The organism is Modicisalibacter coralii, from assembly GCF_004117855.1.
GTDB classification, from domain to species: Bacteria; Pseudomonadota; Gammaproteobacteria; order Pseudomonadales; family Halomonadaceae; genus Modicisalibacter; species Modicisalibacter coralii.
In genome coordinates this window covers 14,916-35,909 of sequence record NZ_QWBW01000044.1, presented here as the reverse complement: position 1 = coordinate 35,909, position 20,994 = coordinate 14,916, and the positions used below count along the sequence as shown (strand labels likewise).

General features: G+C 67.7%; 26 protein-coding genes. 14 read left to right on the top strand and 12 right to left on the bottom strand.

Going from position 1 to position 20,994, the window contains the following annotated elements:
* A partial coding sequence (zapE, locus tag D0901_RS19185; protein WP_129141911.1) for an AFG1/ZapE family ATPase occupies window positions 1–303 on the bottom strand: 303 nt, incomplete at its 3' end.
* A gap of 199 nt (window positions 304–502) precedes the next feature.
* Here zapE and D0901_RS19180 point away from each other — a divergent pair.
* Complete coding sequence (locus D0901_RS19180) at window positions 503–949, top strand: Z-ring associated ZapG family protein (RefSeq protein ID WP_129141910.1); 447 nt, start codon at window positions 503–505, stop codon at window positions 947–949.
* A gap of 24 nt (window positions 950–973) precedes the next feature.
* Here the strand turns inward: D0901_RS19180 and D0901_RS19175 are convergent, their stop codons facing one another.
* Window positions 974–1,732 (bottom strand): Nif3-like dinuclear metal center hexameric protein, encoded by a 759-nt coding sequence (locus D0901_RS19175; protein WP_129141909.1) that lies wholly within the window; start codon window positions 1,730–1,732, stop codon window positions 974–976.
* 113 nt (window positions 1,733–1,845) lie between these two features.
* On the opposite strand from D0901_RS19175, the gene D0901_RS19170 reads away from it, so the two are divergent.
* Window positions 1,846–3,081, top strand: coding sequence for a Do family serine endopeptidase (locus D0901_RS19170; protein WP_129141908.1), 1,236 nt, complete (start codon window positions 1,846–1,848; stop codon window positions 3,079–3,081).
* Window positions 3,082–3,139: 58 nt separating this feature from the next.
* On the opposite strand, the gene hisD is transcribed toward D0901_RS19170, so the two are convergent.
* From hisD to D0901_RS19125, 9 genes are all read right to left on the bottom strand, one after another.
* Complete coding sequence (gene hisD / locus D0901_RS19165; RefSeq protein WP_129141907.1) at window positions 3,140–4,468, bottom strand: histidinol dehydrogenase; 1,329 nt, start codon at window positions 4,466–4,468, stop codon at window positions 3,140–3,142.
* A 41-nt stretch (window positions 4,469–4,509) separates the two neighbouring features.
* Window positions 4,510–5,163: an ATP phosphoribosyltransferase gene (hisG, locus tag D0901_RS19160; protein WP_129141906.1), complete on the bottom strand. Its 654-nt coding sequence runs from the start codon at window positions 5,161–5,163 to the stop codon at window positions 4,510–4,512.
* Window positions 5,164–5,237: 74 nt separating this feature from the next.
* On the bottom strand, window positions 5,238–6,503 hold the full coding sequence (murA, locus tag D0901_RS19155) for a UDP-N-acetylglucosamine 1-carboxyvinyltransferase (protein WP_129141905.1): 1,266 nt from the start codon (window positions 6,501–6,503) through the stop codon (window positions 5,238–5,240).
* 9 nt (window positions 6,504–6,512) lie between these two features.
* Window positions 6,513–6,770 carry a BolA family protein gene (locus D0901_RS19150; RefSeq protein WP_129141904.1) on the bottom strand — a complete coding sequence of 86 codons (258 nt, stop codon included), beginning with the start codon at window positions 6,768–6,770 and terminating at the stop codon, window positions 6,513–6,515.
* Between the two features lie 117 nt (window positions 6,771–6,887).
* The gene (locus D0901_RS19145) at window positions 6,888–7,229 is read right to left on the bottom strand and encodes an STAS domain-containing protein (RefSeq protein ID WP_129141903.1); all 342 of its coding nucleotides are present in this window, start codon (window positions 7,227–7,229) and stop codon (window positions 6,888–6,890) included.
* The gene (locus D0901_RS19140) at window positions 7,226–7,897 is read right to left on the bottom strand and encodes an MlaC/ttg2D family ABC transporter substrate-binding protein (protein WP_129141902.1); all 672 of its coding nucleotides are present in this window, start codon (window positions 7,895–7,897) and stop codon (window positions 7,226–7,228) included. Before D0901_RS19140 ends, D0901_RS19145 begins: the two co-directional genes overlap by 4 nt.
* 16 nt (window positions 7,898–7,913) lie before the next feature.
* Entirely contained in the window at window positions 7,914–8,378 is a 465-nt protein-coding gene (gene mlaD / locus D0901_RS19135) for an outer membrane lipid asymmetry maintenance protein MlaD (RefSeq protein ID WP_129141901.1), read from the bottom strand.
* On the bottom strand, window positions 8,375–9,136 hold the full coding sequence (gene mlaE, locus D0901_RS19130; protein WP_425256197.1) for a lipid asymmetry maintenance ABC transporter permease subunit MlaE: 762 nt from the start codon (window positions 9,134–9,136) through the stop codon (window positions 8,375–8,377). The genes mlaD and mlaE overlap by 4 nt, the downstream gene beginning before the upstream one ends.
* Window positions 9,137–9,198: 62 nt before the next feature.
* Entirely contained in the window at window positions 9,199–10,011 is an 813-nt protein-coding gene (locus tag D0901_RS19125) for an ATP-binding cassette domain-containing protein (RefSeq protein ID WP_129141900.1), read from the bottom strand.
* Window positions 10,012–10,197: 186 nt separating this feature from the next.
* Between D0901_RS19125 and D0901_RS19120 the strand changes: the two genes are divergently transcribed.
* The 11 genes from D0901_RS19120 (at window position 10,198) to mgtE (ending at window position 18,909) form a co-directional block, all read left to right on the top strand.
* On the top strand, window positions 10,198–11,178 hold the full coding sequence (locus D0901_RS19120) for a KpsF/GutQ family sugar-phosphate isomerase (RefSeq protein ID WP_129141899.1): 981 nt from the start codon (window positions 10,198–10,200) through the stop codon (window positions 11,176–11,178).
* 52 nt (window positions 11,179–11,230) lie between these two features.
* Window positions 11,231–11,788, top strand: coding sequence for a KdsC family phosphatase (locus tag D0901_RS19115; RefSeq protein ID WP_129141898.1), 558 nt, complete (start codon window positions 11,231–11,233; stop codon window positions 11,786–11,788).
* 1 nt (window position 11,789) lies between these two features.
* Window positions 11,790–12,368 (top strand): LPS export ABC transporter periplasmic protein LptC, encoded by a 579-nt coding sequence (lptC, locus tag D0901_RS19110; RefSeq protein WP_129141897.1) that lies wholly within the window; start codon window positions 11,790–11,792, stop codon window positions 12,366–12,368.
* Window positions 12,369–12,376: 8 nt separating this feature from the next.
* Window positions 12,377–12,892: a lipopolysaccharide transport periplasmic protein LptA gene (gene lptA, locus D0901_RS19105; RefSeq protein WP_129141896.1), complete on the top strand. Its 516-nt coding sequence runs from the start codon at window positions 12,377–12,379 to the stop codon at window positions 12,890–12,892.
* 32 nt (window positions 12,893–12,924) lie between these two features.
* Window positions 12,925–13,650, top strand: a complete 726-nt coding sequence (gene lptB / locus D0901_RS19100) for an LPS export ABC transporter ATP-binding protein (RefSeq protein ID WP_129141895.1) — start codon at window positions 12,925–12,927, stop codon at window positions 13,648–13,650.
* Window positions 13,651–13,815: 165 nt separating this feature from the next.
* Complete coding sequence (locus D0901_RS19095; protein ID WP_129141894.1) at window positions 13,816–15,228, top strand: RNA polymerase factor sigma-54; 1,413 nt, start codon at window positions 13,816–13,818, stop codon at window positions 15,226–15,228.
* Window positions 15,229–15,399: 171 nt separating this feature from the next.
* Complete coding sequence (gene hpf / locus D0901_RS19090) at window positions 15,400–15,708, top strand: ribosome hibernation-promoting factor, HPF/YfiA family (RefSeq protein WP_129141893.1); 309 nt, start codon at window positions 15,400–15,402, stop codon at window positions 15,706–15,708.
* A gap of 10 nt (window positions 15,709–15,718) precedes the next feature.
* Window positions 15,719–16,213, top strand: coding sequence for a PTS IIA-like nitrogen regulatory protein PtsN (gene ptsN, locus D0901_RS19085; protein WP_129141892.1), 495 nt, complete (start codon window positions 15,719–15,721; stop codon window positions 16,211–16,213).
* Window positions 16,214–16,312: 99 nt separating this feature from the next.
* Window positions 16,313–17,203 (top strand): RNase adapter RapZ, encoded by an 891-nt coding sequence (gene rapZ, locus D0901_RS19080; RefSeq protein WP_129141891.1) that lies wholly within the window; start codon window positions 16,313–16,315, stop codon window positions 17,201–17,203.
* Window positions 17,190–17,459, top strand: coding sequence for an HPr family phosphocarrier protein (locus D0901_RS19075; protein WP_129141890.1), 270 nt, complete (start codon window positions 17,190–17,192; stop codon window positions 17,457–17,459). The genes rapZ and D0901_RS19075 overlap by 14 nt, the downstream gene beginning before the upstream one ends.
* Before the next feature lie 94 nt (window positions 17,460–17,553).
* Entirely contained in the window at window positions 17,554–18,909 is a 1,356-nt protein-coding gene (gene mgtE, locus D0901_RS19070) for a magnesium transporter (RefSeq protein WP_129141889.1), read from the top strand.
* Between the two features lie 51 nt (window positions 18,910–18,960).
* Here the strand turns inward: mgtE and pmbA are convergent, their stop codons facing one another.
* Window positions 18,961–20,301 carry a metalloprotease PmbA gene (gene pmbA / locus D0901_RS19065; protein WP_129141888.1) on the bottom strand — a complete coding sequence of 447 codons (1,341 nt, stop codon included), beginning with the start codon at window positions 20,299–20,301 and terminating at the stop codon, window positions 18,961–18,963.
* Between the two features lie 66 nt (window positions 20,302–20,367).
* On the opposite strand from pmbA, the gene yjgA reads away from it, so the two are divergent.
* Entirely contained in the window at window positions 20,368–20,883 is a 516-nt protein-coding gene (gene yjgA / locus D0901_RS19060) for a ribosome biogenesis factor YjgA (RefSeq protein WP_129141887.1), read from the top strand.
* The last annotated feature ends 111 nt before the right edge of the window (window positions 20,884–20,994 follow it).

The following is a 20,994-nucleotide window of genomic DNA, read 5'->3' as shown; positions in this document are numbered from 1 at the left end:
CACCCCACCCCAGAAGTAGAGCCCCCGAACATCAGGCACCTCAGCGCGCGGCGGCGTTTCCTCCCGCTTGCCGAACAACCGCGCGACCCGCGATTTCAGGCCGTGGTCCGCACTCGCCGGCGCCAGCGCGCGGCGCGGGGTGTTGATCAGCTCGTCATGCAGGCGCTGGAGATGCTCGACGGCGCGCTCCTGCGCGGCATCGTACTGGAAACCCTCGCGCTGCAGGTCGGCACGATAGCGCTCGAGCGGCGTGCGCGTCCCGGCAGCCTGGCCGGCGGATGAAGTCGATGTGGGCGCTGACATGAGCGTCGAAAGATCCTCGGGCTGCGATCGATGAGCCGGCCATTATACGCACCGGGGGCGTTTCTCGCATGGGCCCGGGTCGCATGCGTTGACCGCGATCCAGCCCTGCCCCGTATAATGAACCCGCCCGGGCGCCCAGCCGCGCCCGAGGGTTGCCATCGTCGCCGGCGTGGCAGTGAGAGCAAACAAGGGGAACGACGTGTACCAAGGTAACATCGACTGGATCCTGGCCATCGCCAGCTTTCTAGCCGGCATCGGCGTCGGCGCACTGGGCTACCATCTGCTCAACGCCAACGTCGCGCGCAATCAGAAGACGCGCCAGCGCCTGGCCGAGACCGAACTGGAACTCAACCAGATGAAGGGCAGCCTCAACGACCATTTCGCCCGGGCCGCCGATCTCGTCACCAGCATCCAGCGCCAGAGCCACGAGCTCGAGCAGCAACTCGCCCAGGGCGCCGAGCGTCTCTGCGACGATCAGCAGCTCAAGCGCCGCCTCGCCGGTCAGGGCGACACCACCAGCGACGACGAGTCGTCGCCCGCCACCCCACGCGACTATGCGGACGACGGCCGCGGCACCCTCTCCGAGGATTTCGGCCTGCAGCGCAAGCACGAGACCGCCACCACCGAGCCCCCGGTTCGCTACTGATCCCGGCGCCTCGTGGGCGCCGGCTCATGCCGGATTGTCGATGTCCACGAAGCGGTGCTCGATGCCCAGCTCCTCGGCGAGCCTCGCCCCCAGCGCCTGAACGCCGTAACGCTCGGTGGCGTGGTGGCCGGCCGCGAAGTAGCTGATGCCCATCTCGCGGGCCTGATGCGTGGTCCGCTCGGAGATCTCGCCGGAGATGAAGGCGTCCGCGCCGGCCTCGGCGGCCGAGGCGATCATGTCCTGGGCGCCCCCCGTGCACCAGGCGATTCGCCGGATCGCCCGCTCGTGGCCCTGCACGGTGGTCGGCGCCCGTCCCAGCACGGCCTCCAGATACCGCGCCATGGCCGGCGTGTCCCGCGGTTCGGCGGGCTCGCCCAGCCAGAGCAGGCCCTCGCCGAGTTCGCCGTCGGCACAGGCCGTCGCCCGCAGCCCCAGCCTGTCGCCGAGACAGGCGTTGTTGCCCAGCGTGGCGTGGGCGTCGAGCGGCAGATGATAGGCCAGCAGATTGATGTCGTGCCTGAGGAGCGTGGCCAGGCGACGCTGTTTCATGCCGGTGATCGCCACCGGCTCGTTCTTCCAGAAGTAGCCGTGGTGGACGAGGATCAGGTCGGCCTCCCAGGCCACCGCCTCGTCGAGCAGCGCCTGACAGGCCGTGACCCCGCTGAGCACGCGCTGCACCCGCTCGCGCCCGGCGACCTGCAGCCCGTTGAGGGTGTAGTCCTTGAAGCGATCCGGGTGGAGCAGTTGCGTACAGGCGTCGACCAGCCGGTCACGTGCGATCATGGTTCCTCCAGGCATTCGGCCAGTGGCAGTGATACAATGCCGCCATTGTAATGGCTGCACCCGTCGGCTTCGAGAAACGCGGCGCTGGCGGCCCCCTGTTTCAAGGATTCTTCATGCGTCGCTTCGTGATGCCCCTCGTCTGGCCGGTGATCACCGGTGTGCTGCTGGCCATCGTCCTGCTCCACGAGTTTCCGCAACTGCTCGGCACCCCGTCGTCCTCGCCATCCGCGACGAAAGAGACCAAGAGCGACACGCGCGATCCCGCCGCCGCGCCGGTCGCCGACGTCGACGTCTCGCGCCCCGCCCCGCAACTGCGCGAGGCCGCCCCCCTGCAGCGCGGCGACGGCCCGGTCAGCTATGCCGACGCCGTCGAGCAGGCCGCTCCGGCAGTGGTCAACGTCTACTCCTCGCGGGTCGTCGAACGCGAACAGCACCCGCTGATGTCCGACCCCTTCTTCCGGCAGTTCTTCGGCGAGAACATGCCACGGCGCCAGCGCCTGCTGTCGAGCCTCGGCTCCGGGGTGATCGTCAGCGAAGAGGGCTACGTACTGACCAACAACCACGTCATCCAGGGCGCCGACCAGATCCAGGTCGCGCTGCGCGACGGCCGTGAAACCCTGGCCACGCTGATCGGCACCGACCCCGAAAGCGACCTGGCGGTGCTCAAGATCGACCTCGACGACCTGCCGGTGATCCGCATGGCCGACTCCGAGCGCATCGCGGTGGGCGACATCAGTCTGGCGATCGGCAACCCCTTCGGGGTCGGCCAGACCGTGACCATGGGCATCATCAGCGCCACCGGCCGCAACCACCTGGGCCTGTCCGCCTACGAGGATTTCATCCAGACCGACGCGGCGATCAACCCCGGCAATTCCGGCGGCGCCCTGGTCAATGCCGACGGCGCCCTGGAGGGCATCAACACCGCGATCTTCTCGCGTTCGGGAGGCTCCCAGGGTATCGGCTTCGCCATCCCCACCAATCTCGCCCGGGAGATTCTCAAGCAGATCATCCAGCATGGCCGGGTGATCCGCGGCTGGCTGGGCATCGAGGTGCAGGAGATCACCGCCAATCTGGCCACCTCGTTCGGTCTCAAGGCGGCCCAGGGCGTGGTGATCTCCAGCGTGTTTCCCGGCGGACCGGGGGACAAGGCGGGCCTGCAACCCGGCGACGTGATGACCACCATCGACGGCAAGCCGATCATCGACCCCCGTGCGGCCATGGCCGACATCGCCGAGGTCAAGCCCGGCGCCAGCCTGCCGGTGACGATCATCCGCGGTGGCGAACGCAAGCAGGTCGACATCCAGGTCGGCGAACGGCCGACGCCGGGCAGTCCCGGCAATCCCGCCTGACACGAAAACGCCGGGCCCGGGCCCGGCGTTGCGATCACCACACACCCCTGCCTGCCGATCAGGTCTTCGGCACGATGCGGTTCTCCGCGGAGCGCGCGTGGGCGGTCAGCGATTCGCCGCGTGCCAGCACCGAGGCCGTGCGCCCCAGCGCCGACGCCCCCTCGGCGGAACAGTGGATGATCGACGAGCGCTTCTGGAAGTCGTAGACGCCCAGCGGCGACGAGAAACGCGCGGTGCCGGAGGTGGGCAGCACGTGATTGGGACCGGCGCAGTAATCGCCCAGCGCCTCGGCGGTGTAGCGTCCCATGAAGACCGCCCCGGCGTGACGCACCTGCGGCAGCAACGCGTCGGGATCCTCGACCGACAGCTCGAGGTGTTCCGGGGCGATGCGATTGACCAGCGCCAGGGCCTCGTCGCGATCCCGGCAGCGGATCAAGGCGCCGCGCGACTCCAGCGAGGCACGCACGATCGGCGCACGCTCCAGGGTCGGCAACAGCCGCTCGATCGCCGCCTCGACGGCGTCCAGGTGGGCGTCGTCCCAGCTCAGCAGTATCGCCTGGGCGTCCTCGTCGTGTTCGGCCTGGGAAAACAGGTCCATCGCCAGCCACTCGGGATCGGTGCCGCCGTCGGAGACCACCAGGATCTCGGACGGCCCGGCGATCATGTCGATACCCACCTGGCCGAATACCGCCCGCTTGGCGGTGGCGACGTAGATGTTGCCCGGACCGACGATCTTGTCGACCCGCGGCACGCTCTCGGTGCCGTAGGCCAGCGCCGCCACCGCCTGGGCGCCGCCCAGGGTGAAGACCTTGTCGACCCCGGCCAGGTGCGCCGCGGCGAGAACCAGTTCGTTGACCACGCCGTCCGGCGTCGGTACCACCATGACGATCTCGCGCACCCCGGCGACATGCGCCGGGATCGCGTTCATCAGCACCGACGAGGGATAGGCGGCCTTGCCGCCCGGTACATAGATGCCGGCACGGTCCAGCGGCGTGATCTGCTGGCCCAGCACGCTGCCGTCGGCCTCGGTGTAGCGCCACGATTCGGGCTTCTGATGCTGATGGTAGGTGCGGATGCGCTCGGCGGCATGGCTCAGCGCCTCGCGCTGCTCGTCGGGCAGCCCGGCATAGGCCTCGGCCAGGCGTTCGGCGCTGAGGGTCAGCGCCGCCATGTCGCTCACCGACAGACGGTCCAGGCGCCCGGTCAGCTCGACCAGCGCGGCATCGCCGCGTTCGCGCACGGCGGCGATGATCTCCGCCACCCGCTGCTGGACCTCGGCATCGGAGACGCCCTCCCAGTCCAGCAGCGCCCCCAGCAACGCCTCGAAGTCGGCATCGCGGGTGTCCAGGCGGGGCATGGTGAAATTCGGTACTGCACTCTCGGCCATCGTGGCGGGTCCTCTCATGACGAACCGTTGGCGGCGCTGGCTCAACCGGCGGGCGTGGCGCTGCGCGCCGTCACGGCACTGCGCAGGCGCTCGATCAACGGCTTCAGGTGCTCGTGCTTCATGGTCATCGCGGCCTTGTTGACCACCAGCCGGGTGCTGATCTCGGCGATCAGCTCGCGGGGTTCCATGCCATTGGCCCGCAGGGTGTTGCCGGTATCGACGATGTCGACGATCTCATCGGCCAGGTTCATCAGCGGGGCCAGTTCCATGGCGCCATAGAGCTTGATCACCTCGGCCTGGATGCCCTGCTCGGCATAGTAGCGCCGCGCGACATTGACGAACTTGGTCGCCACCCGGCGCCGTGCCTGTACCGGCGGCGCGCCGACCACGCCGGCGGTCATCAGCCGGCAGCGGGCGATCTCCAGGTCCAGCGGCTCGTAGAGCCCCTCGGCCCCGTGCTCGAGCAGCACGTCCTTGCCGGCCACGCCCAGGTCGGCAGCGCCCATCTGCACATAGGTGGGCACGTCGGTGGCCCGGATCACCACCAGCTTGACGTTGGCCAGATTGGTATCGAACAACAGCTTGCGGCTCTTGCCCAGGTCCTCGACCGGCTCGATGCCGGCGTCGGCGAGCAACGGCAGGGTTTCCTCGAGAATTCGGCCCTTCGACAGGGCGACGATCAATTGCTTCGACATTGCGACAACCGCGTTTGTTGGGAAGTTCTGACCCGGCTGGCGTCATCGGACGTCAGCCGGGCCGCCCCGCTGCCTCAGTGGCCGGGCACGCGCCGGATCCGGGCACCCAGGAGCTGGAGCTTCTCCTCGATGCACTCGTAGCCGCGATCGATGTGATAGATACGATCGACCAGCGTCTCGCCCTCGGCGATCATCGCCGCCACCACCAGGCTGGCCGAGGCGCGCAGGTCGGTGGCCATCACCGGCGCCCCCGACAGCCGCTCGACGCCGGTCACCACCGCGGTGTTGCCCTCCAGGGCGATGTCCGCACCCATCCGCTTGAGCTCCTGGACGTGCATGAAGCGGTTCTCGAAGATCGTCTCGACGACGCGACCGGTGCCCTGGGCGACGCTGTTGAGCGCCACGAACTGGGCCTGCATGTCGGTGGGGAACGCCGGATAGGGCGCGGTGCGCACGCTGACCGCGCGCGGCCGGCGCCCCTGCATGTCGAGCTCGATCCAGTCCGCTTCATGGCGAACCATGCCGCCGGCCTCCTCGAGCTTGGCGAGTACCGCCTCGAGGATATCGGCGCGGGTGTTGCGCACCCGCACGTGGCCGCCGGTGGCCGCCGCGGCGACCAGGAAGGTGCCGGTCTCGATGCGGTCGGGCATCACCTCGTAGTGACAACCGTGCAACCGCTCGACGCCCTCGACGACGATGGTGTCGGTGCCGTGTCCGCGAATCCTGGCGCCCATCTTGATCAGGCACTCGGCCAGATCCACCACCTCGGGCTCGCGGGCGGCATTCTCGAGCAGCGTCGTGCCCTCGGCCAGCGCCGCCGCCATCAGCAGGTTCTCGGTGCCGGTCACCGTCACGGTATCGAAGATGATCGTCGCGCCCGTCAGGCGGCCATCCACCCGCGCGCGAATGTAGCCATTCTCGACGCGAATGTCGGCGCCCATCGCCTTGAGCCCCTGAATGTGCAGGTCGACGGGGCGGGTGCCGATGGCGCAGCCGCCGGGCAACGAGACATCGGCCTTGCCGAAGTGCGCCAGCAGCGGACCGAGCACCAGGATCGAGGCGCGCATCTTCTTGACCAGCTCGTAGGGCGCATGGCTGTCGCGAACCTGGGAGCCATCCAGCTGAATGGTCATCTTTTCACCCATCACCGGCTCGACGCCCATGTGGGCGAGCAACTCCAGCGTGGTGGTGATGTCCTGCAGGTGCGGCAGGTTGCCGATGGTGACGGGCTCGTCGGCGAGCAGCGTGGCCGCCAGGATCGGCAATGCCGAGTTCTTGGCCCCGCTCGCCCAGACCTCACCCTCGAGCGGGCCGTTGCCGGTGATGATCAGCTTGTCCATGCGTGGAGGTCACTCAGTGCGGGGGTTCTCGGGCGCCGCCTGCCATTGCGTCGGCGTGTAGGTCTTGATGCTCACGGCGTGCAACGCGCCGCTGGCGATCTCGTCGGAAAGCGCCGAGTAGATCAGTTGCTGACGCTTGACCGGGCCGAGTCCGTCGAAGACATCGCCCACGGCGATGACCTGGAAGTTGCAGCCTTCGCCCTGGATATGGAACTCGCAACCGTCGATGCGCGCTTCGAGCAGCTCCTTGACGTCGTTGGGTTGCATGGGTCGTGACGACTCCTGTCGAAAGAATGGGGCCCGTCACCGGATGCCGGCAACGGGCTCAGGATCAATGACCGCCCATGGTAATGAAAAGCGCCGTCGATGGCGATGGGAAAGCCGTCAGGTGGGCTTCTCGAGGTGGGGAAAGAGCAGATCGAGGCCGGCCATGTCGGTCAGCCTCGCCAGTGGCGCCGAGAGCCGTACCGTCGTCACCTCGAGCTGCTGGCGTCGCGCGCAGCGCAGCCACTCGAGGACGACACTGATCGCCGCGCTGCTGACCCGGCTGACGCCGCACAGATCGAAGCACACCGCACTGCCCGGCGGGCGCGCCTCCAGCCACTCGCAGCCCCGGGCGGCGAGCGCCGCGGCGACCTCGAAGTCGGCGTCGCCGCTGGCGGCCAGGGTGGCGCTCTCCTCGTCGACCTCGAGGCGCGCCTCGGGCTGGTCGAGGAGTCGTTTCACCCCTGACTCCCCTTTTCCAGCTCGTCGGTCCCCACGTTCGGCGACCAGCCGTCGATCACCGCGTCGTAATCGCGGTTGTTATCGCGCATCGCCTGATCGAACTGGTTGCGGAACGTCAGCCCCAGGTTGATGCCGTTGACGATCACGTTGACGACCTTCCACTGACCGTCGTCGAGCCGCAGCGTGTAGCTCACCGGATAGACCTTGCCATCCTCGGCGACCACTTCCATGTCGACGCTCGCCTGATCGTCGTAGCGGCCGCTCGAGCCATCGAGCACGCGCAGGTCGCGATAGTCGAAGGTCACCAGCCCCTTGGCGTAGGTATCGATCAGCGTCTGGCGGAAGGTATCGGCGAACCGCGAACGCTGCGCCGGGGTGGCAGCGCGGAAATAGCGCCCCATCACGCTGGCGGCGATGTAGTGGAAGTCGGCGATGTCCTTGAGACTGTTGTCGACCAGCGATTCCAGCTCGCCGGGATGCTGGGCGTAGTAGTCCTTGCGCCCCTCGATCTTGCCCATCAGCTCGTTGACGCTGTTGCGGATCAACTGCTCGGGGCTCTGCTGGGGCGTCTGCGCGGCCAACGTCACACCCGACGCCAGCAGACCCAGCAGCAACAGGCTCATGGCCAGAAAGCGCCCCATCCCAGAAAAGCGTTTGACTGTCATCATCGATGGCCTCCGCGCATCATTTCTTCACCATGTTCGACACGAACTGCTGAATCAGTTCCTCGAGCACCAGCGCCTGCTGGGTGTCGCGGATCGTGTCGCCGTCCTTGAGGGTGTCCGGGTCGCCGCCGAGCGACAGCCCGACGTACTGCTCGCCGAGCAGCCCGGCGGTGAGTATCGCCGCCGTGCTGTCGCGGGGAACCTTGTCCTCGAGCTTGTCGTCGATCGCCATGGTGACCCGGGCATCGAACCACTTGGGATCGAGTTCGATGTCCGTCACCCGGCCCACATCGACACCGGCCAAGGTCACCTTGGAGCGCACCTTGAGCCCACCGATGTTGGCGAAATTCGCGTGCAGCGTGAAGGTGTCACCGTTGACGCCACTTCCCAGGCCACTGACACGCAGCCCCAGGAACACCAGCCCCAGGATGCCGGCCAGCATGAACAGGCCGACACCGAATTCCATGATCTTGCTGCGTTTCATCCGATCTCTCCAAACATGATCGCCGTGAGCACGAAGTCGAGCCCGAGTATCGCCAGCGAGGCATACACCACGGTGCGCGTGGTCGCCCGGGAGATACCCTCGGAGGTGGGCACCAGGTCGTAGCCCTGGAAGACCGCGATCCAGGTCACCACCAGCGCGAAGACCAGGCTCTTGATCAGGCCGTTGCCGATATCGGTGACGAAGCCCACGCTGTCCTGCATGTTGCTCCAGTAGGAGCCCTCGAAGACGCCCAGCCACTTGACGCCCACCAGATAACCGCCCCAGATGCCCACCACACTGAAGCCGATGGTCAGCAACGGCAACGAGACGAAACCCGCCCACAACCGGGGCGCGATCACTCGCCGCAGCGGGTCGACGCCGATCATCTCCATGCTGGTGAGCTGCTCGGTCGCCTTCATCAGGCCGATCTCGGCGGTCAGCGCCGAACCGGCACGCCCGGCGAACAGCAGCGCCGCGACCACCGGCGCCAGCTCACGCAACAGCGACAGCGCGACCATCTGCCCCAGCGCGTCCTCGGCGCCGAAGTCGACCAGGATGGTGTAGCCCTGCAAGGCCAGCACCATGCCGATGAACAGCCCCGAGACCAGCACGATGGCCAGCGACATCACGCCCACGAAGTGCATCTGACGCAACCACAGCCGCCAGCCCTCCCGCGAAGGGATGCCGACACAGGACAGGAACAGGAACATCCCCGCCCGACCCAGGGCATCGATCACGTTCAGCGTCCCGCGCCCCAGCGCGACGACCTGGCGGACCAATGGATTGCGCGGGCGCCAGCGGCGCCCACCGCGTTCACGACTCACGAGGTCGCCCTCCCTGTCATGATGTCGGTGAAATAATCCGGGGCCGGATAGTGGAACGGTACCGGCCCGTCCGGCTCGCCGTGGATGAACTGGCGCACGCGCGCGTCCTGGTCGACGTTGAGCGTCGAGGGAGTGCCATGCGCCATGACCTGTCCATCGGAGATCACGTAGACATAGTCGGCGATCGACAGGGTCTCCTTGATGTCGTGGGACACGACCACGGCGGTGAGGCCCAGGGCCTGATTGACCGTCCTGATCAACTCGACCAGCACGCCCTTGGAGATCGGATCCTGGCCGACGAAGGGCTCGTCGTAGAGGATCAGGTCCGGATCGAGGGCGATCGCCCGGGCCAGCGCGACACGCCGCAGCATACCCCCGGAGAGCTCCGACGGCATCAGCTTATGCGCCCCGCGCAAGCCCACCGCCTCGAGCTTCATCAGCACGATGTCGCGGATCATCGCCTCTGGCAGGTCGGTGTGCACGCGCAGCGGAAAGGCCACGTTCTCGAACACCGACAGATCGGAGAACAGCGCCCCGCTCTGGAACAGCATGCCCATCCGGCGGCGCAGCCGGAACAGCGCGCGCCGCGAGAGCCGGTGCACGTCCTCGCCGGCGATGCGCACCGACCCGGCATCGGGATACAGCTGCCCGCCGATCAGCTTGAGCAGCGTGGTCTTGCCGGTGCCGCTCGGACCCATGATCGCCGTGATCTTACCCTCGGGTACCTGCAGATCGACGCCGCGAAAGATGTCCTTCTCGCCGCGAGAGAAGTGCAGTCCCTCCACCTCGACGAGCAACGATTCGTTCATCTGGGCAACCCAATGGCCGAAAATTATCGAACATTGTATCCTAACTATTGACGGCACAACCAGCCCGAGAGCGTCGGCGCTTGCATGGTCGCCCTGCAGCCCGTTTAATGAGCGTCCAGTCGCGACACCACGTCGACCATTCACTGCCCGCGCCCCCTCGAGCGCGCCATCAACCACGATCCCGTCATGACCATCGATCCCGAGTTCGCCTTTCGCGACAGCGCGCGACGCACCCTGCACCTGGAACAGCAGGCGATCGCCGCCCTCGACGCCAAGCTGTCGGAGGACTTCGACCGCGCCTGCCGGCTGATACTCGCCTGCGAAGGGCGCGTGGTGGTCACCGGGATGGGCAAGTCGGGTCACATCGCGCGCAAGATCGCCGCCACCCTGGCCAGCACCGGGACCCCGGCCTTCTACGTCCACCCCGGCGAGGCCAGCCACGGCGACCTGGGCATGATCACCGCCCGCGACGTGGTACTGGCGCTGTCGAATTCCGGCGAGACCCAGGAGATCACCGCCCTGCTGCCGCTGCTCAAGCGCATGGGCGCCCCCCTGATCAGCATGACCGGGCGCCCGGCCTCGGCGCTGGCCCGCCATGCCGAGGCCCATCTGGACGCCGGCGTCGAGCGCGAGGCCTGTCCGCTGGACCTGGCTCCCACCGCCTCGACCACCGCCGCCCTGGCCCTCGGCGACGCGCTCGCCGTGGCCCTGCTCGAGGCCCGCGGCTTCACCGCCGAGGATTTCGCGCTGTCGCATCCCGGTGGCAGCCTGGGGCGCCGCCTGCTACTCAAGGTCGAGGACCTCATGCATACTGGCCAGCGCCTGCCCAGCGTGACACTCGGCAGCCCGCTGCGCGACGCACTGCTCGAGATCACCCGCAAGGGGCTGGGCTTCACCTGCGTGGTCGACGCCCGGGGCCGGTTGTGCGGCGTCTACACCGATGGCGACCTGCGCCGCACCCTCGATCAATACAGCGACCTGCATGCCCTGCGCGTCGACGACGTGATGACGCCAGGCGGCAAGCGCATTCGTCCCGACGTGCTCGCCGCCCAGGCGGTCAAGCTCATGGAGGACAACCGCATCACCGCGCTGGCGGTGGTCGACGCCGAGGACCGCCCGGTCGGTGCCCTGCACATGCACGACCTGCTGACCAGCGGCGTCATCTAGCCATCCGCCACGCGAGGCCAGTCGCGTCGTCACGCAATTCAAGGAGACACTCATGGTTCTCGACCCGCGCCTCAACCATCCCGCCCTCGTGGAGCGCGCCCGCCACGTGCGCCTGCTGGCGCTCGACGTGGACGGCGTGATGACCGACGGCCAGCTCTATTTCCAGGCCGACGGTCAGGAGACCAAGGCCTTCTCGACCCAGGATGGCCAGGGCATCAAGCTGCTGCGTCAGGCCGGTGTCGAGGTCGCGCTGATCACCGGGCGCGATTCGCCGATGGTCACCCGGCGCGCCGCGGCGCTGGGCATCGAGCACGTCTTCCAGGGCAGCGACGCCAAGCTCGACCTGCTGCGCCGCCTGATCCAGCGGCTCGGTCTGGAGATGCATCAGGTCGCCTACTGCGGCGACGACCTGCCCGACCTGGCGCCCATCAAGCGCGCCGGCCTGGGCATCAGCGTACCCAACGCCCCGCGTTATATCCGCGAGCATGCGGTCTGGGTGACCGAGCGCGCCGGCGGCCACGGTGCCGTCCGCGAGATCTGCGACGGCCTGCTCGAGCTCCAGGGCCACTGGGCGTCGGTGCTCGACACCTACCTGCACGGCCAGGCCTGACATGGCGATGCGTCTCCCGCGCCTGTCGGCCAAGTGGTGGCTCGTGGTGCTGCTGATCGCGCTGGGCGGGGTGCTCTCGGTCATCGAACAGCGCGGCAGTGCGCCGCCCGGCCCGGTCCCCGAGGGCGAGACCGGCGAGCCCGACTACTACCTCGAAGACGCCGAGCTGACGCGCTTCGACAGCCAGGGCCAGGCCTACCAGCGCCTCGCCACACCGCGTCTCGAGCACACCCCAGGTGACGACGTGACCCGCCTCGACACCCCGGACGGGCGGCTCGTCGACGCCAAGGGCCGGGTCTGGTTCGCCACCGCCGACAAGGGTAGGCTGGAAACCGGCGGCAACCCGCTGATCCTGACCGGCGACGCCCAGCTCCAGACGCCCGGTGAAGGGTGGCGGATCAACAGCCAGACCCTGATCTACGATGCCGACCAGCGCCACGCCTGGAGCGACACCGAGACGGTGCTTCACAAGCACCGCCAGCGGGTCCGCGGCGAGCGCTTCGACGCCTGGATCGACACCGGCCAACTGCGCCTGGCCGGCGACGTCCACGGTTTTCACCCGCCGATCAGTCAACAGTGAGGATACCCATGCGAGCCTACCTCGCCGGACTCGGCCTGACCGCGCTGACCCTGCTCGCGCCATCGGCCATGGCGCTGGAGAGCGATGCCAGCCAACCCATCAACGTCGCCGCCGATCGCCTCGAGCTCGACGACCGCGCCGGCACCGCCGTCTACACCGGCAACGTCGACATGCAGCAGGGCAGCATGGTGCTCAAGGCCCACCGGGTCGAGATCGAACGCAACGACCAGGGCGAAGTGACCCGGGTCACCGCCACCGGCCAGCAGCAGCGCGCCTACCTCGAGCAGCGCCCGGCCCCCGATGACGAACTGGTCAAGGGCTGGGGCGACACCGTCGTCTACCATGCCGGGGCGCGCCGCGTCGAACTGATCGGCCACGCCGAGCTGCATCAGGCCAAGGACACCTTCAACGGCGCCTATGTCGAATACTATCTCGACAGTCGCAAGGTCCAGGCCCGCTCCAACGCCCAGGGCAGCCAGGACCAGCGCGTGCGCATGACCCTCACCCCCAAGTCGTCGCAATGACGCGCGCCGACAACCGAGGAGAATCGTCCGCGATGAAGACGCTCACCGCCAGCCATCTGGCCAAGAGCTACAAGAATCGCCGGGTGGTCCAGGACATCAGCCTGACCATCGGTCAGGGCAGCATCGTCGGCCTGCTGGGCCCCAACGGCGCCGGCAAGACCACCTCGTTCTACATGATCGTGGGGCTGGTGCGCGCCGACGCCGGCGAAGTGGCGATCGACGACCAGGACCTCAGCCGGGCGCCCATGCATCACCGGGCTCGCGCGGGGATCGGCTACCTCCCTCAGGAGGCCTCGATCTTCCGCAAGCTCTCGGTGGCCGACAACATCATGGCGATCCTCGAGACCCGCCGGGATCTCGACAAGGCCGCCCGCCGGACGCAGCTCGAGCACCTGCTCGAGGAGTTCCACATCGACCACATTCGCGACAACATGGGCATGAGCCTGTCCGGCGGCGAACGCCGCCGCGTGGAGATCGCCCGCTCGCTGGCCACCGAACCGGCCTTCATCCTGCTCGACGAGCCGTTCGCCGGCGTCGATCCGATCTCGGTGGGCGAGATCAAGGGCATCATCCGCCAGCTTCGCGACCGGGGCATCGGCATCCTGATCACCGATCACAACGTCCGCGAGACACTGGATATCTGCGACAAGGCCTACATCGTCGGCGACGGCCAGATCATCGCCGAGGGCGGCGCCGAGGCGATCCTCGCCAGCAAGAAGGTCCGCGAGGTCTACCTGGGCAACGAATTCCGCCTGTAGTCGCGACCGGCGCCGTCCCGCCCCTCCTGCCTCGGCGCCGCGTCTTGCAAGGCATCGCCGCGAGCCGGCCGCCGGAATAGTGGCACGGTTATTGCTTTAAGGCTTGCAAGCCTTTCGGCGTCAGGATAACGTGTCGACAAATTCTCTCGATGACGCTTCTTCGCCATGGCTATGAAACCCACGTTGCAGCTTCGGGTCGGCACCCAGTTGACCATGACGCCACAGCTGCAGCAGGCCATCCAGTTGCTGCAGCTGTCGACGCTGGACCTGCGCCAGGAGATCCAGCAGGCGCTCGAGTCCAATCCCATGCTCGAGATGGAGGAAGAGTTCGGCGAGACCGCGTCCAGCGAACCGGCCGAGGATGACTGGAGCCAGGACATCCCCGACGAACTGAGCGTCGACAGCGACTGGTCCGATACCTATCAGGACCTCGCGCCGGCCGGCAGTCGCAGCGAGGACGGCCCCGACTTCGACCGCAACGCCGCCGGCGAGAGCCTTCAGGACCACCTGCTCTGGCAGCTCGACATGGCCGATCTCGACACCCGCGAGCGGCTGATCGCCGAGACCCTGATCGACGCGATCACCGCCGACGGCTATCTCGACGGCGAGCTCGACGCCCTCGCCGAAGGACTTCGCGCCCAGGGCCTCGCCGGACTCCGCGCCAGCGATGTCGAGCAGGTCCTCTACCGTCTGCAACAGTTCGACCCGACCGGGGTGTTCGCCCGCGACCTGCGCGAGTGCCTGCTGCTCCAGCTCGGCACCCTGCCCGACGACACGCCGCTGCTGCCCCAGGCCAAGCGCCTGGTTCGCCAGTTCCTCGAAGCGCTCGCCGGTGACGATCGCAAGCTGCTCAAGCGGCGCCTGCGCCTCGAGGACGACCAGCTGGATTCGGTGATCGCCCTGATCCGCGCGCTCGACCCGCGCCCGGGCCAGGCCTTCGACGACAGTGCCAGCGACTACGTGATCCCCGACCTGCTCGCCCGCCACGTGCGCGACGGCTGGCGCATCGAACTCAACCCGGAGGCGCTGCCACGACTGCGCATCCAGCCCGACTACGCCGCCCTGATCCGCCGCGCCGACAAGAGCGACGACAATACCTTCATGAAGCAGCACCTGCAGGAGGCCCGCTGGCTGATCAAGAGCCTGTCGAGCCGCAACGACACCCTGCTCAAGGTCGGCCGCGAGATCATGACGCGCCAGCTCGACTTCCTCGAGCGCGGCGAGGAAGCCATGAAGCCCCTGATCCTCGCCGACATCGCCCAGGCCGTGGAGATGCACGAATCGACCATCTCGCGGGTGACCACCCAGAAGTTCATCCATACCCCGCGCGGCGTCTTCGAACTCAAGTACTTCTTTTCGAGCCACGTCGGCGGCGAAGGCGACGCGCACTCCAGCACCGCCATCCGCGCCCGGCTCAAGAAACTGATCGGCGAGGAGCCGCCGCGCAAGCCGCTTTCCGACAGCAAGCTGGTCGACCTGCTCGCCGAGGACGGCATCCAGGTCGCGCGACGCACCGTGGCCAAGTATCGCGAGGCCATGGGCATCCCCTCCTCCAGCGAGCGCAAGCGCCTCGCCTGAACACCGCGTCCCACCCGGCACAGGGAAGGTGCCGCTCCCCGTCACCCCGCCGACACGCCCGCCCGCGAACGACAAATTTCACGCCTGCCTCTCGGGTAATCCCGCGGGGGTTTGCTAAGCTGCAAAAAGGGTTACAATCGAGCCACCACCCGCGGTAACAGGAGCGTGCCCATGCAAGCCAACATCACCGGCCATCACGTCGAACTGACGGATGCTCTGCGTGACTACGTCAACGAGAAACTCATGCGGCTGGAACGCCATTACGACAACATCACCACGGCCCAGGTGACGCTGTCGATCGAGAAGGAGCGTCAACAGGCCGCCTGTACCCTGCACGCCGCCGGTGCCGATCTGCACGCCGAAGCCGAGAATGCGGACATGTACGCCGCCATCGACGCGCTGGCCGACAAGCTCGACCGCCAGCTCGTCAAGCACAAGGAGAAGGCCCAGGCCCGCGCGCAAGGCGCCGGCGCCCGCTGACCCCTCCATCATGACACTGGAAGCCATCCTTCCCCCCGAGCGCACCCTGTTCGCGGTGCCCGGGGGGAGCAAGAAACGCGTACTGGAGTTCTTCAGTACTTTCATCGCGCAGAACACGCCCAGCCTCGACAGCCAGGAAGTCTTCAGCCGGCTGATCGGACGGGAACGCCTGGGCAGTACCGGCATCGGCAACGGTGTCGCCATTCCGCATGCGCGCAATCCGCACTGCAAGGCCCCGATCGCCGGCTTTCTAAAGCTCCAGGAGCCCATCGACTTCGATGCGGTCGACGGCGAGCCGGTCGATCTGATCTTCGTCTTGCTGGTTCCCGAGGAAGCGGATGACACGCACCTGGCGCTGCTCGGCCAGGTCGCCGGCATCATGAACGATGCCGACACGCGCAGTCGTCTGCGCCACAGCGAGAGCCAGCGCGACCTCTACGACATCCTGCTCGACGCGATCCGCCACCAGGGCGACCCGTCGGCCAGTGCGCGACAGGCTCCCTGACGGCCGGACACCGCTTCGCGCCACGCGCGAAACGTGTCAACATTCCCAGGGGCGCCGCGTCGCCCCGCCTTACTCATCGCCACCAGGGAGAGCCGCTCGATGCAGCTCGTGATCATCAGCGGTCGTTCCGGGTCGGGCAAGTCGATCGCCCTGCAGGCCCTGGAAGACCTCGGCTTCTACGCCATCGACAACCTGCCGGCCATGCTCCTCGACGCCCTGATCGACGAGCTCCAGCAGGACGACACCGACCGCTCGAGCATCGCCGTGAGCATCGACGCCCGCAATCTGCCCGTCGCCCTCGCGCGTTTTCCCGACCAGCTCGACACGGTACGCAGCCGCGGTATCGACTGTCAGGTGGTCTACCTCACCGCCGAGGACAAGATCCTCCTCGAGCGCTATTCGGCGACTCGCCGCCGCCACCCGCTGACCCGCGACAGCGAGATGACGCTCGCCGAGGCGATCGAATCCGAGGAGGACGCCCTGTCGCGGATTCGCGATCTCGCCGATCTGGTGATCGACACCTCGCAACTCTCGGTTCACGAACTGCGCGGGCGTATCGCCGAACAGGTCGCCCATCACCGCAGCGACCGGCTCACCCTGACCTTCGAATCCTTCGGCTTCAAGCGCGGCGTGCCCCTCGACGCCGACACGGTTTTCGACGCACGCTGCCTGCCCAACCCCTTCTGGGACCCGCGCCTGAGGCCGTTCAGCGGCCGCGACCGCGAGGTCGTCGAATTCCTCGAGAGCTACCCCGATGTCACCGCCATGGTCGACGACATCCGCGGCTGGCTGGAACGCTGGCTGCCCGCCTACCGCGCCAGCAACCGCAGTTACCTGACGGTGGCCATCGGCTGTACCGGCGGTCAGCACCGCTCGGTGTATATGGTGGAGCGTCTCGCCCGCCACTTCACCGAGCGTTTCCAGGTTCGCATCCGCCATCGCGAACTGGGGATCCAGACGGCAGTGGGAGAGGCCCGTGCCCCAGCGTGAACTCACCCTGATCAACAAGCGCGGCCTGCATGCCCGGGCCGCCACCAAGCTCGTCCAGTGTTGCCAGGGGTACGACGCCAGGGTCAGCGTGGCCCACCAGGGACGCAGCGCCGACGCCGCCAACATCATGTCGCTCTTGATGCTCGCCGCGCCCTGCGGCACTCGACTGACCGTCGAGGCCGAAGGCCCCCAGGCCGAGGACGCCCTGGAGGCCCTCGAGGCGCTCTTCGCGGCGCGTTTCGACGAGGAACATTGACCCGCCGCCGGAACGCCCGGCAAGCGCGCCGCTGTCAGTCGGCGATGCTAGAATGGCGCCCCACCCGCCAGGACGATCGAGGACGCCGAGCGCCATGAGCAAGAATCCCGAAAGGCTGCAGCCCCGTCTGGAACGTCTCAACGAGGCACTGGAAAGCGGTGCGCTCGATCAGGCACGGCGCATGCTCAATCGCGGCCTGGCTCCGGTCGACGTCGCCCATCTGCTGGAATCCACGCCGCCGCGGGAGCGCGAGGTCCTCTGGGAGCTGGTCGAGCCCGAACTGCAGGGCGACGTCCTCCAGTACCTCAACGAGGACATCCAGACCGTCTTCCTCAATCGCATGGACGCCCAGCAGCTGGTCTCGGCGACCGAGGGGCTCGACGTCGACGACCTCGCCGATCTGCTGCAACGCCTGCCCAACACCGTCACCCTGGAAGTGCTCGCCTCGATGGAGGCCCAGGAACGCCAGCGCCTGGAGACGGTGCTCTCCTACCCCGAGGATACCGCCGGCGGGCTGATGAACACCGATGCGGTGACCATTCGTCCCGACATCACCCTCGACGTGGTGCTGCGCTACCTGCGTCGTCACGAGCGCCTCCCCGACACCACCGACACCCTGCTGGTGGTGACCCGCAGCGACAAGCTGATCGGCAGCCTGCCGATCAACCGCCTGCTGGTATCGGATACCGCGATGCTGGTCCGCGAGGTGATGGACACCGACATGGTGAGCATCCCGGCGATGACGCCCGATGCCGAGGTCGCCAAGCTGTTCGAGAAGTTCGACCTGGTCTCCGCGCCGGTGGTCGGTGGCGACCAGCACCTGCTGGGGCGGATCACCATCGACGACGTGGTCGACGTGATCCGCGAGAACGCCGAGCATCAGGTGATGAGCATGGCCGGCCTCGACGAGGAGGAAGACACCTTCGCCCCCGCCTGGCGGACCAGCCGGCGGCGCGCGGTATGGCTGGGGGTGAACCTGATCACCGCCTTCATGGCGGCGGCGGTGATCGGCCTGTTCGAGGACACCATCCAGCGCGTCACGGCGCTGGCCGTGTTGATGCCGATCGTCGCCAGCATGGGCGGCATCGCGGGCTCCCAGACACTCACCGTGCTGATCCGCGGCATCGCCCTGGGCCACGTCTCCGGCGGCAACGTCAAGTGGCTGCTGAATCGCGAACTGGTGGTCGCCGTGCTCAACGGCCTGCTCTGGGCCCTGGTGATCGCCGCCGTCGCCGTGGTCTGGTTCGACGACCTGGCGCTGGGCGGCATCATCGCCGCGGCGATCGTCATCAACCTGCTGATCGCCGCGCTGATCGGCACCCTGCTGCCGGTGGTGCTGAAGAAACTCAACATCGATCCGGCACTCTCCGGCAATGTGATCCTCACCACCGTCACCGATGTGGTCGGCTTCATGGCCTTTCTAGGGCTGGCGACGCTGTTCTATCTCTGAGCCACAAGCCACGAGCCATCAGCATGACGCCCGTGGCCGTGGCCCGGCGGTTCAGTCGCCGGCGACGGTCATCTCGCCGATCAACCAGCTCCCGGTATGCACGCTGCCGCGGGTATCGATGTCGTCGCCCAATCCCTGCAGGCTGGCGAACATGTCGCGCAGATTGCCGGCGATGGTGAACTCCTCCACCGGGTGCTGGATACGCCCGTTCTCGACCCAGAACCCCGCCGCGCCGCGTGAATAATCGCCGGTGACGCCATTGACGCCCTGCCCCATCAGCTCGGTGACCAGCACGCCGGTGCCCATCCGGGCGAGCAGGTCGTCATGGGCGGTCAGCGGCGCCTCGAGACGAATGTTGCGCGCCCCGCCGGCGTTGCCGGTGGTGGTCATGCCCAGCCGCCGCGCGCTGTAGGCCGAGAGCATGTAGCTGGCCACCTTGCCGCGATCGACGAAGACGTTGTCGCGGGTATAGACCCCGTCGTTGTCGAAGGCGCTGCTCGCCATGCCGCCCACTTCGCGGGGACGCTCCACCAGCGTGAACCACTCGGGAAACAGCGGCTCGCCCAGGCTGTCGCACAGGAAGGACGCATCGCGGTACAGCGCGCCACCGGCAATGGCGTTGAGGAAGTGCCCGATCAGGCCCCCGGCGACCTCGGGCGCGAACAGTACCGGCAACCGCCCGGTACGCGGGCGACCGGCCCCCAGCCGGCGCAGGGTGCGTTCGGCGGCACGCCGGCCGACCGTCTCGGGCGATGCCAGGCGCGCCGGGTCGCGCTCGCTGGTGTAGTCGTAGTCGCGCTGCATGCCGCGCGCGTCGCGGGCGATCAGCACGCAGGACAGCGAATGGCGGCTGCCACGCTGGCTGCCCAGGAAGCCATGGCTGTTGCCGTAGACCCGCACGCCCTCACCGCTGGAGAAGCTCGCCCCCTCGGAGTTCTCGATCCCCTCGACGTCACGCCCCGCGCTCTCGCAGGCCAGCGCCAGCTCGATCGCCTCCTCGGTGGACAGATTCCAGGGGTGGTGGACCTCGAGATCCGGCAACTCGCGGGCCATCAGCTCGGCATCGGCCAGCCCCGATGCCGGGTCCTCGCCGGTATGCCGGGCGATGGCCATCGCCTTCTCGACCGCCGCGCGGATCGACTCCTCGGAGGCGTCGGACGACGAGGCGCTGCCCTTGCGCTGCCCCAGATAGACGGTGACGGCGAACCCCTGGTCGCGTGACAGCTCCACGGACTCGACATCGCCCAACCGCACGCTGATCTCGACGCCCTGATCGACGCTGGCGCCCACCTCGCAGGCGTCGGCGCCCGCCTGCCGGGCCTGGTCGAGGGCGTCGGCCACGCGAGACTCCAGCAGCGTCTGCTGCGCTGCGGCATCGAAGGCCTGAGTCATCCTGATCTCCTTGTTACCGGGTTGGCTGGTATACTGCGCCAACCTTTCAATGCTGATGGAAATGGCATGTCTTTCGATTCGATCGAGTCGCCCGACGACTCACCGCAACGGCCGAGCAAGTCCCAGCGCAAGCGCGAGATGCAGGCGCTGCAGGAACTCGGCGAACGGATCATCGCCCTGCCGGAGGGCCAGCGCGACCGCCTGCCGCTGTCCGAGGACATGCTCGCCGCGGTCGAGGAGACCGCCCGCATCCGCTCTCACGAAGGTCGCCGCCGCCACATGCAGTACGTCGGCAAGCTGATGCGCCGCGAGGACCTCGACGGCATCCAGGCCACCTTCGACGCCATCGACCGGGAAGCGCTGCGCCGCGATCACGCCTTCCACCGTCTGGAACGCTGGCGCGACCAGTTGATCGAGGGCGACAGCGACGACCTCGAGGCGTTCATCGCCGAGTATCCCGACGTCGACCGCCAGGCGCTGCGCCAGTTGATCCGCAACGCCCGCAGCGAGCGTCAGCGCGACAAGCCGCCGACCAGCGCCCGCAAGCTCTTCAAGCTGATTCGCGAGACGGCTGGGATGTAGGCTCACCCAGCGTCCCCGGTCTTTTCACTCTCACTCTGTCGCAGAGACGTCGCCGAGCGGCGCCCAGGCAAGGCGGAAATCGACGAGGCCGCGGAGTTTACAGGCCGTAAA